A 13664-nucleotide genomic window follows, 5' to 3' on the forward strand; every position below is an offset into this window, starting at 1 on the left:
GTGGTTGGCGCAACGTTTATGTGGGAACAGTTTTCAGTGGATGATGAACTCCCCTTTCAGCGCGCGCCATTCCTGCGCCGAGATTACCTGCCGGTGCACGTAGCGGACGGAGTGTAGCGGTCCGTCGAGCTTTTCCTGCCAGAATTTGAGGAAACCGTGCATTTCGGGAAAATCCGGGGCGAGATCGTAGTCCTGCCAGACATAGGTCTGCAGAACCAGCGGATGGTCCGGCATGCGGTAGAATATCTGGGCGGTGGTGAGGCCGTAGCCTCTCAGCATCATTTCCATGTCCTTGTTCATGACGGCGGTTCCCGTTTCCATGATTGCCGATCACAGCGTTGCCGCTGTATCTGACATGGGAACACGACAGGGTTAATCCAACCTTGCCAAAGCCATGGGCTGTCACAAAATAGTTATATTTTTCAAAATGTTGGCAGCCTCAGTTGATGAGTGCTGCCAAGCTTCGGCCTAACGCTTGAGGTGGCGCGTCAGGCGGGCTTCCAGCCAGGCCCAGACATGTCTCAGCGTCTCGACGATCGTCAGGTAGAAGATCGCGGCCCAGAGATAGGCCTGATAGTCGAATGTGCGGGAAAAGGCGTAGCGGGTCTGTCCCATCAGGTCGAAGACCGTGACGATGGAGACAACTGCTGAACCCTTGATCATCAGGATGATCTCATTGCCATAGGGACGCAGCGCGACGATCAAGGCCTGCGGCAGGATGACCTTGCGGAAGGTGATGAATTTCGAAATGCCGAGCGAGGCCGCGCCCTCATGCTGGCCGAGCGGCACGCTGCGGATTGCGCCGCGCAGGATTTCGGCCTGATAGGCGGCGGTGTTGAGGGTTAGCGACAGCAGGCCGCAATACCATGCCTCGCGGAAGAACCACCACAGACCAACGGCTTCCAGTTGCGGGCGAAAGCTGCCGAGGCCGTAATAGATCAGGAAAAGCTGTGCCAGAAGCGGCGTGCTGCGGAAGACGTAGACATAGGCATAGGCCAGTGCGCCGAGGATGCGGTTTTTCGACATGCGTGCGAAGGCAATCGGCACCGAAAGGATTGCGCCGAGAATGATCGAACTGCCGACCAGCGTGATGGTGGTGATGAGGCCGTCTATATAACGCGGCCCGTAGCGCTCGAACTTTGCCCAGTCCCATCCTTCGATCATGGCGAAGAGCAGCCCGGCGGCGAGTAGCAGCCAAAGCGTGATGACGGCGATGCCGACGATACGCGATATGTTGAGCGGTTTGTCTGCAATGGCCGGGGCAGGGCGCGGCGGGATGAGTTCCTGGATGTGGCTCACCGGCTTACCTCCGACTTGCGCGACCAGCGATCGATGAAACCGATCCCGATGGAAGAGAGAAGGGCCAGAATAAGGTAGAGCAGGCAGGCGATGCCGTAGAAGAAGAAGGCTTCCTTGCTGACGCGGGCGGCGATGCCGGTCTGGCGGACGATATCGGCAAGGCCGATGATGGAGACGTAGGAGGTGTCTTTCAGCAGGATGACCCAGAGATTGGTCATGCCGGGGAGGGCGATCCTGACCAGTTGCGGTATAATGATGAGCACCATGGTGCGGCCGCGAGACAGGCCAAGGGCGTGGCCCGCCTCATATTGACCCTTGGGAATGGCCTTGAAGGCGGAAAGCAGCACTTCGGAGGCATAGGATGAAAACACCACTGATAGCGCGACCATGCCGGCCACGAAGGCGTTGATCTCGACCGGCCCGGTGATGCCGACGTAACCTGCCATCGATTGCAGCAGCATCTGAATGCCGTAGTAGACGATGAAGAGCGTCAGCAGTTCCGGCAGGCCGCGGAAGATGGTTGTATATATGCCGGTCGCCAGCCGCAGCGACTTTTCCTCCGACTGCGCCGCAAGCGCGATGAGGAAGCCGATCAGCAGCCCGACGGGCAGGGTGGCAAGCGCCAGCGAGATCGTGACCTTGACGCCGAAAGCGATTTCATCGCCCCAGCCTGCGTCGCCACACGCAACAAGGGTGCCGTTTCCGAGAAGCGAGAAGAGACCGACCGGACCGCAAAATGGGTCGAGAAGTGTCGAGACATAGGTCCAGAACGCACCTATGGCGGAAAATGCTCCGCTCATGCCAGTTTTCCCCCGCGGTCTTAAGCCGCCGTGATTGTTATAGTGACGTTTTCAAACAAAAATGGCGGAAGGGCAAGCCTTCCGCCACCAGATTTCAACAGACGTCGTGCCGGTTACTGGCCGTAAACGTCGAAATCGAAGTATTTCTTGTTGATTTCCTGATATTTGCCGTTGGCGCGAATACCGGCGATGGCGGCGGTGAATTTATCGGCGAGCGCCGTGTCACCCTTGCGCACGGCAACGCCTGCACCGTTGCCGTTGATCTCGACGTCAACCGGAAGCGGCGTCAGGATCTTGCAGCACTTGCCGGCGTCCGTCTTCAGCCATTCCGAAAGCACGACGATATCGTCGATGACGGCGTCGATACGGCCATTGGCGATGTCGAGCTTATATTCGTCGGCGGTCGGATACATCTTCACATCGGCATCCGGAAAATGCTTTTCGGCATAGTTGGAGTGGGTGGTGGAACCCTGTGCGCCGAGCGACTTGCCCTTCAGGTCGTCGACCGACTTGATCGGCGAATCCTTCGGCACGGCGATGGCCGGCGGGGTGTTGTAATATTTCTTGGAGAAGTCGACCTTCTCGAGACGCTCTGGCGTGATCGACATGGACGCGATGATGGCATCGAACTTCTTGGCCTGCAGGGCCGGAATGATGCCGTCCCAGTCATTGGTGACGAAGGTGCATTCGGCTTTCATCTCGACGCAGAGCGCCTTGGCGATGTCGATGTCGAAGCCGGTCAGCGTGCCGTCGGCTTCAAGATTATTGAAGGGCGGGTAGGCGCCTTCGGTGCCGATGACGATCTTGTCCTGCGCAAGGGCGGCACCTGAAAACAGCGAGATGGCGGCAATCGATACGGCTGCGAGCAGACGGGTGGAAATAGGCATTTCGATCCTCTCTTTTGGTCGTTCATCCGCAGTCTGTTGTTGTTTTCAGTGCGGACGCCTTGAGCGCAGGGCACGGCGGGATGTTTTTTGTTTCCCGGGGCCTTCAGCGCTTGCGGCAATTATTCATCCGGTTGGTCAAAAAATGCAACTGCAATATTAGTCACCGCGATTGTGCCGCAGAGCTTTCACGAAAACGCCTTGATCTGTTCATTTCCGGTACACAAGGCTTTGGTCATCATGGGAACCGAAGTGTGTGGCAGGCGTTGTCCAGCGCCTGCATGCGCAGCCGGGACGTCGCGATAGCGCGCGCCGATAAGACAAGGCAAATGAGGAAGCACCGAATGCTGAAGAAGAACACATTGCTGACGGGGGTGGTTTTCCCCCTCATGTCGCTGGCAATCGCCGTGGAGCCGGCCTCCGCCGGTTTTGCCGGAGCCGCGCGGGCGCAGGCACAGATGCCCCAGACGCAGAGCCCGATGATTCTGGCGCAGGCGCAGCCGGAAGGGCAGGTCGCCGAAGAACAGAACCCGGAAGAACTTCTGCGCAAGCAGCGCCAGCAGGCCGAAGAGGCGCAGCCCAAACCTGAACCCAAGGCTGAAGCCCCCGCCGAGCCGCGTCCTGAGCCCAAAGCTGAGCCGAAGCGCGAGCCTCAGCGCGAACCAGAGCCCAAACCCGAACCAGAGCCCAAGCGTGAACCGGAGCCGAAACGCGAAGCTCCTCCGGAGCCGAAGGCCGAGGCGCGTCCTGAACCAGCACCTGCGGAACAGAACGCAGAAGAACCTGCACGTCGCCCAGAACGTGCCCAGGAGCCACAGCCGGAAGGCGAACCGAAGCCCGCCCGCAAGCGCCCCGAGCCGGCACCTGACGCAGCCCCTGCCGAGCAGGCACCGAAGGAACGTCCGCGCAAACCTGAGCGTGCCAAGGAGCCCGCGGCCGAAGAGCCCGCCAAGCGTCCTGAATCAGCCGAGCCAGCAGCAAAGCCGCCGGTAGAAGCGCCTGCGCCGAAGGCTGAGCCGGCCGAAAAGGCGGTTCCGGAGAAAAAACCAGCAGCGCCTGAACCCGCTGCCAAGGAAGCACCCGTTCCGACCGAAGCGCCGACACCGGCACGTCCGCCGGCACCGGAGGCGCAGCCCAATCCTGCTCCCGGTCAGCAGCCTTCTGAAAAGCCGCCGGTCGAAGGACAGGGCAAGACCGAGCCCGCAGCCCCGCTGCCCGGCACGCCTGCGCCTGTGCCAAACGGCGCGACCACCGGACAGGCACCTGCCGGCGAGCCCGTGCCCAATCAGGTTGCCATTCCGCAGACCGAAGCACCGCCAATGACGAAGCAGGAGCTGGACAAGGCCAAGGCGGTTGCCAAGGACCCATCCAAGACCGCCGATACCGTCATCCTGCCGGTGGACAAAGGGGCGGCCGTTCTCGACAGCGACAAGGAAGTGGAACGCTCCGGCAACAATCAGGCCCGCGAGCAACGCCGCCGCGAGCGTGAGCAGGCCGGTGACGTGAAGGTTCCGACATCAGACGCCGAAGCGCAGCGCGCCGGGGCTGCCGAAGGCAAGGCCCCGCCGCCGCCCGTGAAGATGGAGGCCATCACCTCCCAGCAGGGCGAGCGTATCGACCGTCGTCCGCAATATGAGCGGCCGGAAGGCGTGCGCGAATGGCAGCCACGTGAGGGCCGCCCGCGCGACCGGGATCGTGACCGCGATGCGCCGATCATCCTGCAATTCGGCGACCGTGTCGTGGTGCGTGGCGATGACAATCAGCGCTTCATCCGTGATGGCGGCGAGCCTTATTACGAGCGTCTGCCGGGCGGTCGTGTCCGCGAAACCGTTGAACGTCGCGATGGCACCCAGGTGGTGACGATCCGCAACCGTTATGGCGACGTCATCCAGCGCTCGCGCATCGATGATCGTGGCCGCGAATATGTGCTGTTCTATGCGCCCGAGCTGATGGACGAGCCTGACCGCGATTACGTTTATCGCGATCCCGGCCTCGACCTGCCGCCGATGCGTCTGCGCATCCCGGTTCGCGACTATATCATCGACACGTCGAGCGATCCGGACCGCGATTATTACCGCTTCCTGGAGCAGCCGCCGGTCGAGCCCGTAGAGCGTGTCTATTCGCTGGATGAGGTGCGTTATTCGGCCCGTATCCGCGACAAGGTGCGCCGTATCGACCTCGATACGATCACCTTCGCCACGGGAAGCTCCGACATTCCGATGGCGCAGGCCCGCTCGCTGCGCAAGGTGGCGGATGCGATCAACAAGGCGCTGAAAAAGAACCCGGCGGAAACCTTCCTGATCGAAGGCCATACGGACGCTGTCGGTTCGGATGAAAGCAACCTCGTGCTTTCCGATGAACGCGCCGCCTCTGTCGCTAACGTCATGACCGATGTCTACGGCATTCCGCCGGAAAACCTCGCGACGCAAGGCTATGGCGAGCGTTACCTGAAGGTCCAGACGCTCGGCCCGGAACAGCAGAACCGCCGCGTCACCATCCGCCGCGTCACGCCGCTGGTGAAGCCGGTCGCCCAGAACTGATTGGGTTGAGGAACTGAAAAGAAAACGACCCGGAAAGCTTGCGCTTTCCGGGTCGTGGCATTTATTCAAACCACATCGATATTGTGGTTGCCCACGGCCTTAGAACCAATTCGAAAACGGCAAAAATCGCAAGAATGATTAGGCTGGATACGACCTGCCTTAGGTAATAACCAAGTTGGATATCATAAGCGGTGAAAAGCCATTTTTCGACGATCGAGTAAAATATGAGGGTTAAAATAACGACAGGGATTAAATAATATTCGGGCATCTTCTTCTAATACGTTTCGGCTAAGCGCTATCGGCGTCAATAAAATCAGCATGTGGTATTTTATATTCTAGATCGAAGTATAAGGACATCTCGCCCGAGATGTCGTCAATCATTTTTTCTGTTTTGAGACGGCCAACGAAATTGAATGCGATGAACGGATTAGTGGCGGACGCGATGTCCGGCGAGACTGGACAGCACCCTGCCGTGAAAGAATTTCATCAATCCATATACAAGAAGGGTCAAACCACAAAAAATCGGCACTGTCGCAGACAGTGCCGACCTGTTTTCCCGTCGTCCGCTATGGTCGAAAGGCCGTTGGCTTCAGCTTTTTAGCGTTTTCATGACTACTGCGCGGATCAGTCCAGCGCCACTGCGATCTCCGCCGCCAGCCGTGCATTGTTGCGCACCAGCGCGATATTGGTCTCGAGGCTGCGACCATCCGTCAGCCGGAAGATATCGCCGAGAAGATAGGGCGTGACCGCCTTGCCGGTGATGTCGTCGCGCTCGGCGTGGGAAATGGCGCGGTTGATGTAGATGTCCATCTCCTCGCGCGGGATTTCGTCTTCTTCCGGCACGGGATTGGCGATGAGCATGCCGCCATCGATGCCGAGCTGTTCGCGGGTCACCTGGAAATTGGCGATCGCCGCCGGGCTGTTGAGCGAAAGCGGGCTCGCCAGGCCGGAGGAGCGCGACCAGAAGGCGGGGAATTCTTCCGAGCCGAAGGTGACGACCGGCACGCCGTTGGTTTCGAGAACCTCCAGCGTCTTCGGGATGTCGAGAATGGCCTTGGCGCCGGCGCAGACGACGATAACGCCCGTCTTGGCAAGCTCGGTCAGGTCGGCGGAGATGTCGAAGGTCTCCTCCGCGCCCTTGTGCACGCCGCCAATGCCGCCGGTGGCGAAAACGCGGATGCCGGCGCGGGCGGCGGCTATCATCGTCGCAGCCACCGTGGTGGCGCCGGTGCGGCGTTCGGCAATTGCGAAGGCGATATCGGCGCGCGAAACCTTCATGGCGTTGGTGGTCTGGGCCAGTGCTTCCAGCTGGTCCTTTTCCAAACCGATATGCAGGGTGCCGTGAATGACGGCGATGGTGGCCGGAACCGCACCCTGATCGCGGATGATCTGCTCGACGCTTTCCGCCATCTCGATATTGCCGGGATAGGGCATGCCATGGGTGATGATGGTCGATTCAAGTGCGACGATCGGCGCGCCGCGCTGCTTGGCGGCGGCAACCTCTTGCGAATAAACGATGGGCAGGAGCGGGGAGATGGGGCGGGTCATTCTGTTTGTTCCAGGTTCTCTAATAAACGGGTTCATGCCAGCATTTCTGCCATGGGGACAAGCCCCAACATCGTCTCGACACTGTCTTTTGACAGGTCTTGGGCAGTGGCGAAAGGCGATTGCACAGTGATGGCTGCTGCTGCCGCGCCCACTCGCAGGGCTTGCGCGATGGTTTTACCCTCGGTGATCGCCGCGAGATAACCCGACGCCATGGCGTCGCCGGCACCGGTCACATCTTTCACTTCGCGAATGAGGGGAGGGTTGAGGGTTGCGGTTTCCGTTTCATTAAAAGCCACCACCTCACTTGCACCGCGGGTAACGACGCCGCCGGCAAGCCCGGCCTGGCGCAGAATGTCGGGCCAGTCGCGGACATTTTCCGCCGTCTGGCCGGTCAGTGCGCGGGCCTCCGCCTCGTTCATGAAAAGAATGTCGATATCGGCAAGCGCACCCTTCAGCTTCACCGCCTTGGCGGGTGAAATGGCGATGGCTGCCAGCGGCTTTTCGCAGGCGCGGGCGATGAGGCCGAGTGCGGTCAGCGTGTCTTCCGGCAGATTGGCGTCGCAGAGCAGAAAGTCGCTCGCAGTAATCGCCTCGCGCACGGAGCGCACTTTCAGGCGGCGTGGGGTGAAGAGCCTGTAGAGGTCCATATCGGCAAGGGCGATGACCAGATTGCCGTCGCGCTCCAAAATGGCGGTATAGCTTGGCGTGCGGCGGTCGAGGAAAATGAAGGGCGTGTCTTCGACGCCTGCCTGCCTTGCCGCTTCCGCCACCGCTTCACCAGTCACGTCGCCGCCGCGTGGCGCGATGATGCGGACGGCAAAACCGAGCCGGGCAAGGTTGCGCGCCGCGTTGAAACCGCCGCCGCCTGCCTCTTCCATCCACGAGCCGGGATTGCTGGCGCCTGGTGCTGTTTCCGTCTCGATCATGCCACGCCTGTCGATATGCGCACCGCCCAGAACGAGTATTTTCTTCACGCTTGCGTTTCCCTCTTTCACGGATCGAAAGGCACCACGATTCGGCCGGATCCTGTATTCATCCACCTTTCTATCCGGTTTGGGGCGATTGGCCGGGTCGGAAAAAACAAAGGCAGAACAAACCACTTATCGTTATTTGTTTTCAATATGCTGGCCGCGCCTTGCGAAATGAGAACAAATAGAGTACATACCATTTCAATACTGCTTCATTGCCTGCGTGGCTTCAATAACCTAAAGGTGTTTCGGATGGCACAAAATTCTTTGCGTCTCGTAGAGGATAAATCGGTGGACAAAAGCAAGGCACTGGAAGCGGCTCTCTCCCAGATCGAACGCTCGTTCGGCAAGGGATCGATCATGAAGCTCGGTTCCAATGAAAATGTGGTTGAGGTGGAGACCGTTTCGACGGGTTCGCTCAGCCTCGATATCGCGCTCGGCATCGGCGGTTTGCCGAAGGGGCGTATCATTGAAATTTACGGCCCGGAAAGCTCCGGTAAAACGACGCTGGCGTTGCAGACGATTGCGGAGGCCCAGAAAAAGGGCGGTATCTGCGCTTTCGTGGATGCCGAACACGCGCTCGATCCGGTCTATGCCCGCAAGCTCGGCGTGGATTTGCAGAGCCTCTTGATCTCGCAGCCGGATACCGGCGAACAGGCGCTGGAAATCACCGACACGCTGGTACGTTCCGGTGCGGTCGATGTTCTCGTCATTGATTCGGTGGCGGCGCTGACGCCGCGTGCGGAAATCGAAGGTGAGATGGGCGATAGCCTGCCGGGTCTTCAGGCCCGTCTGATGAGCCAGGCGCTGCGCAAACTGACGGCGTCGATCTCCAAGTCGAAGTGCATGGTGATCTTCATCAACCAGATCCGCATGAAGATCGGCGTCATGTTCGGTTCGCCGGAAACGACGACGGGCGGCAACGCGCTGAAGTTCTACGCCTCGGTGCGCCTCGACATTCGCCGCATCGGTGCCGTCAAGGAACGCGAAGAGGTTGTCGGCAACCAGACGCGTGTGAAGGTCGTCAAGAACAAAATGGCGCCGCCCTTCAAGCAAGTTGAATTCGATATCATGTATGGCGAAGGCGTTTCCAAGACCGGCGAGCTTGTCGATCTCGGCGTGAAGGCCGGTATCGTCGAGAAGTCCGGTGCATGGTTTTCCTATAACAGCCAGCGTCTGGGGCAGGGGCGTGAAAATGCCAAGTCCTTCCTGCGCGACAATCCGGATACGGCAAACGAGATCGAGCTGGCGTTGCGCCAGAATGCCGGTCTGATCGCCGACCGCTTCCTGCAGAATGGCGGTCCTGACGCCGGCGAAGGCGACGACGGCTCCGACGAGGGCTGATGTATTTCGCGAAAGTCCTGATGTCGCCGTCCGGGGATGTCGCGAAACTGGTATAGTTCAAAAGGGCCGTGTGATTTCCCGTCGCGCGGCCCTTTTTGTTTGCCTGTGCGCCTTCACGCGCCTGCATGGCTGGACAGGGCAGGATGTGGACGATAAAAGCCATTAATTTTGCAATATAGCCATCCTTTGTGATGGCAATGATGGACTCCAGCTGTGAGCGGTGTGTGGGCATGAGCGGTGTAAATGAAATTCGGTCGACCTTTCTCGACTACTTCAAAAAGAACGGACACGAGATCGTGCCCTCCAGCCCGCTGGTGCCGCGCAACGATCCGACGCTGATGTTCACCAATGCCGGCATGGTGCAGTTCAAGAACGTCTTCACCGGTCTTGAAAGCCGTCCTTATTCCACGGCCGCTTCGGCGCAGAAATGCGTGCGCGCCGGCGGCAAGCATAACGATCTGGACAATGTCGGTTATACCGCCCGTCACCATACCTTCTTCGAAATGCTCGGCAATTTCTCCTTCGGCGATTATTTCAAGGAAGAGGCGATCACCCACGCCTGGAACCTGATTACGAAGGAATTCGGCATCGACCGCAATCGTCTGCTGGTCACGGTCTATCACACCGACGACGAGGCCTTTAATCTCTGGAAGAAGATCGCCGGTTTCTCCGACGACCGCATCATCCGCATTGCGACCAGCGACAATTTCTGGGCGATGGGCGATACCGGTCCCTGCGGTCCCTGTTCGGAAATCTTCTATGACCATGGCGATCATATCTGGGGCGGCCCGCCCGGTTCGCCGGACGAAGACGGCGACCGGTTCATCGAAATCTGGAACCTCGTCTTCATGCAATATGAGCAGCTGACGAAGGAAGAGCGCATCGATCTGCCACGCCCGTCGATCGATACCGGCATGGGGCTGGAGCGCGTTTCGGCACTGCTTCAGGGCAAACATGACAATTACGATACGGATCTGTTCCGCGCGCTGATTTCCGCTTCCGTCGAGGCGACCGGGGTTCCGGCCGAGGGCGACAACCGCGCCAGCCACCGGGTCATTGCCGATCACCTGCGCTCGTCCGCCTTCCTGATTGCCGATGGCGTTTTGCCGTCGAGCGAAGGTCGCGGTTACGTTCTGCGCCGCATCATGCGCCGCGCCATGCGCCATGCCGAGCTTTTGGGCTCGCGCGAGCCGCTGATCTACAGGCTGTTGCCTGCACTGATCCAGCAGATGGGCCGTGCCTATCCCGAACTGGTTCGCGCCGAGGCGCTGATTTCCGAGACGCTGAAGCTTGAGGAAACCCGTTTCCGCAAGACGCTGGACCGCGGCCTGTCGCTGTTGTCTGACGCGACCTCGACCCTGCACAAGGGTGATATGCTGGACGGTGAAACCGCCTTCAAGCTCTACGACACCTATGGTTTCCCGCTCGATCTGACACAGGACGCGCTGCGCGCCCGCGAAATCGGCGTGGATATTTCCGGTTTCACCGATGCGATGCAGCGCCAGAAGGCGGAAGCCCGCTCGCACTGGGCCGGCTCCGGCGACAAGGCGACCGAAACCGTCTGGTTCGAGCTGAAGGAGAAGCTCGGCGCAACTGAATTCCTGGGATACGACACCGAAAGCGCCGAAGGCGTCATTCAGGCGATCGTCAGGGATGGCAAAGAGGTGGACAGCGCGGTCGAAGGCGAGACGGTGCATATTGTCGTCAACCAGACCCCTTTCTATGGCGAGTCGGGCGGCCAGATGGGTGACACTGGCGTGATCGTCGGCGACAATGGCGCTTTTGACGTTTCCGGCACGCAGAAAAAAGGCGAAGGCCTGTTCGTACATTCCGGCACGGTTTCCAAGGGTGGATTGAAGGTCAACGAGGCCGTGCAGCTGACGGTCGATCACGATCGCCGCTCGCGCCTGCGCGCCAACCACTCCGCAACCCATCTGCTGCATGAAGCGCTGCGCGAAGTGCTCGGTACCCATGTGGCCCAGAAGGGTTCGCTGGTCGCGCCGGAGCGCCTGCGCTTCGACGTTTCGCATCCCAAGCCGATGTCGGCCGAGGAGCTGAAGGTCGTCGAGGATATGGCAAACGAGATCGTGCTGCAGAACTCGCCGGTCGTCACCCGCCTGATGAGCGTCGATGACGCCATTGCCGAGGGCGCCATGGCGCTGTTCGGTGAAAAATACGGCGACGAGGTTCGTGTGGTGTCGATGGGCACCGGCCTTCATGGCGCAAAAGCCAACCGTCCCTATTCCGTCGAACTCTGCGGTGGCACCCATGTGGCGGCAACCGGTCAGATCGGCCTTATCCGCATTCTCGGTGAAAGCGCCGTCGGTTCGGGCGTGCGCCGTCTGGAAGCCGTCACCGGTCAGGGCGCGCTTGCCTATCTGGCCGAGCAGGACGAGCGGGTGAAGGCTCTGGCTTCGTCGCTGAAGGTTCAGCCGGGCGACGTGCTGTCGCGTGTCGAAGCCCTGCTTGACGAGCGCAAGAAGCTCGAGCGTGAGCTTGCAGATGCCCGCAAGAAGCTCGCCATGGGCGGCGGTTCGTCGGATGCTGGCGCAAACGAGGTCCAACAAGTTGCAGGCGTCAATTTCCTCGCCAAATCCCTTGCTGGCATCGATGCCAAGGATTTGAAGGGTCTTGCCGATGAGGCCAAGGCCACTCTCGGTTCTGGCGTCGTGCTGCTGATTGCGGTTTCCGAAGACGGCAAGGCAAGTGCTGTCGCCGCCGTGACCGAAGATCTGACGGCCCGTTTCAGTGCCGTCGATATCGTCCGCACCGCTTCCGCCGCACTTGGCGGCAAGGGCGGCGGCGGTCGCCCGGATATGGCGCAGGCCGGCGGCCCGGATGGTACCAAGGCGCAGGAGGCCATCGAAGCGGTGGCCGCGGCACTGGCGGCCTGATCTTGAAAGATTGAGGAAGGCGGGGTTTTACCCCGCCTTTTTTAATTCTGCGCTGAGGCTTGCGAGAGATGGCATGGACCATCGAGCGCTGAAGACGGGGAGGAAGGCATGCGCTTTGTAAATCCCATCCCTTTCGTGCGCGATATAGACCGCTCCACGGCGTTTTATCGTGACCGGCTCGGCCTCCGAATATTGCGTGACTTCGGGAATTTCGTTCTCTTTGAGGGCGGCTTCGCCATCCATGAAGGGCGGTCGCTCGAGGAGACGGTCTGGCAGACGCCATCAGAGGCGGAAGAGCCATATGGCAGGCGAAACCTGCTGCTGTATTTCGAGCATGCGGATGTCGAGGCGGCTTTTCGAAATATCGCGCCGTATGTCGAGCTTATCGATCCTCTTGAACCGCAGGCTTGGGGGCAGAGAGTATTCCGCTTTTATGATCCGGACGGCCATGCAATCGAGGTCGGAGAACCACTCGTTCAATCCGATGAATAGACCCGCCGCAAAGATCGACCCTATGGGCGATTTCGGACGGGCCACCGTCGTTCTTCGCAATACCGTAGGACGATTATCCCGTCGCCTGTAAATCCCTCGCCGCGTCTTCATCAAGCTGGGCAGCGCGCTTGAAGGCCGGACGTTCGGTGAGATGCGCCATGTAGTCGATGAAGGCCGGGCGTTTTTCGATCGTGCCGAAGTGTAGTCCCCAACCGATATGAGCACCGACATAAACATCGGCTGCGGTGAAAAGATCGCCGGCGATGAAGCGGTTTTCACTGACGGCGCGCTCAAGCGTGTTCATCACATCCGCATAGCTGCCGCAGCCCGCCATACGCAGTTTTTCCTTCGGCACTTCGAAACCCATCGCCTTCATGCTGGCCGCCATTTCCAGCGGACCGGCGGCAAAAAACATCCAGCGGTAATAAAGCCCGCGCGCCTTCGGCGTCGGCGCAAGGTTCGCGCCGGGAAAGGCATCGGCGAGATAGGCGCAGATCGCAGCGGCCTCGGTGACGATGGTGTCGCCGTGTTTGATGGCCGGCACCTTGGCCATCGGGTTTATCAGCCGGTAGGCGGGCGATTTCATCGAGGTTTCGAAACTCAATATTTCCGTTTTATACGGAACGCCCACTTCTTCGAGCATCCAGCGCGCGATGCGTCCGCGCGACATGGGATTGGTGTAGAAGATCAACTCACTCATAGTCCTGCCTCCCCAAGCAAAATCGCCGCAGCCTCATGGGGAAACCCTGCGGGTCCCTCACTGGCGCGGTGTGTTTTTATAATCCGCAGCATCATTCTCACGTTCCTTGAAGATCGCACTGACGCTGCGGTAAGTTTTGACTGCGCCGGGTAAGTTATCTTAAGTAGATGCTGTTTCAGCTTTGTCTTATTGTTG

11 protein-coding genes are annotated in these 13664 nt (G+C 59.7%); 4 read left to right on the forward strand and 7 right to left on the reverse strand.

All coding sequences use genetic code 11. The features are described 5' to 3' along the window. Window positions 1–33: 33 nt before the first annotated feature. The 4 genes from FCH38_RS09325 to FCH38_RS09340 all read right to left on the reverse strand — a co-directional run bounded on the left by FCH38_RS09325 (window position 34) and on the right by FCH38_RS09340 (window position 2986). Window positions 34–300, reverse strand: a complete 267-nt coding sequence (locus tag FCH38_RS09325; RefSeq protein WP_142840668.1) for an usg protein — start codon at window positions 298–300, stop codon at window positions 34–36. A 168-nt stretch (window positions 301–468) separates the two neighbouring features. Beyond that, window positions 469–1299 carry an ABC transporter permease gene (locus FCH38_RS09330; RefSeq protein ID WP_149897299.1) on the reverse strand — a complete coding sequence of 277 codons (831 nt, stop codon included), beginning with the start codon at window positions 1297–1299 and terminating at the stop codon, window positions 469–471. Continuing rightward, complete coding sequence (locus FCH38_RS09335) at window positions 1296–2099, reverse strand: ABC transporter permease (RefSeq protein WP_153514079.1); 804 nt, start codon at window positions 2097–2099, stop codon at window positions 1296–1298. Before FCH38_RS09335 ends, FCH38_RS09330 begins: the two co-directional genes overlap by 4 nt. A 113-nt stretch (window positions 2100–2212) precedes the next feature. Then, window positions 2213–2986, reverse strand: a complete 774-nt coding sequence (locus tag FCH38_RS09340; RefSeq protein ID WP_149897301.1) for an ABC transporter substrate-binding protein — start codon at window positions 2984–2986, stop codon at window positions 2213–2215. Between the two features lie 341 nt (window positions 2987–3327). Between FCH38_RS09340 and FCH38_RS09345 the strand changes: the two genes are divergently transcribed. Further along, entirely contained in the window at window positions 3328–5523 is a 2196-nt protein-coding gene (locus FCH38_RS09345; RefSeq protein ID WP_174373556.1) for an OmpA family protein, read from the forward strand. Between the two features lie 624 nt (window positions 5524–6147). Here FCH38_RS09345 and FCH38_RS09350 read toward each other — a convergent pair. Continuing rightward, window positions 6148–7071: a pseudouridine-5'-phosphate glycosidase gene (locus FCH38_RS09350; protein WP_174373557.1), complete on the reverse strand. Its 924-nt coding sequence runs from the start codon at window positions 7069–7071 to the stop codon at window positions 6148–6150. Window positions 7072–7103: 32 nt separating this feature from the next. Further along, on the reverse strand, window positions 7104–8045 hold the full coding sequence (locus tag FCH38_RS09355; RefSeq protein ID WP_174373558.1) for a PfkB family carbohydrate kinase: 942 nt from the start codon (window positions 8043–8045) through the stop codon (window positions 7104–7106). Window positions 8046–8291: 246 nt separating this feature from the next. On the opposite strand from FCH38_RS09355, the gene recA reads away from it, so the two are divergent. The 3 genes from recA to FCH38_RS09370 all read left to right on the forward strand — a co-directional run bounded on the left by recA (window position 8292) and on the right by FCH38_RS09370 (window position 12769). Then, the gene (gene recA / locus FCH38_RS09360; RefSeq protein ID WP_174373559.1) at window positions 8292–9383 is read left to right on the forward strand and encodes a recombinase RecA; all 1092 of its coding nucleotides are present in this window, start codon (window positions 8292–8294) and stop codon (window positions 9381–9383) included. A gap of 230 nt (window positions 9384–9613) precedes the next feature. Further along, complete coding sequence (gene alaS, locus FCH38_RS09365) at window positions 9614–12277, forward strand: alanine--tRNA ligase (protein WP_174373560.1); 2664 nt, start codon at window positions 9614–9616, stop codon at window positions 12275–12277. 108 nt (window positions 12278–12385) lie between these two features. Then, window positions 12386–12769: a VOC family protein gene (locus FCH38_RS09370; RefSeq protein ID WP_174373561.1), complete on the forward strand. Its 384-nt coding sequence runs from the start codon at window positions 12386–12388 to the stop codon at window positions 12767–12769. A gap of 73 nt (window positions 12770–12842) precedes the next feature. Here FCH38_RS09370 and FCH38_RS09375 read toward each other — a convergent pair whose 3' ends face one another. After that, window positions 12843–13469 (reverse strand): glutathione S-transferase family protein, encoded by a 627-nt coding sequence (locus tag FCH38_RS09375; protein WP_149897309.1) that lies wholly within the window; start codon window positions 13467–13469, stop codon window positions 12843–12845. Between the last annotated feature and the right edge of the window lie 195 nt (window positions 13470–13664).

Source organism: Agrobacterium tumefaciens, assembly GCF_013337285.1.
Lineage (GTDB): Bacteria > Pseudomonadota > Alphaproteobacteria > Rhizobiales > Rhizobiaceae > Agrobacterium > Agrobacterium burrii.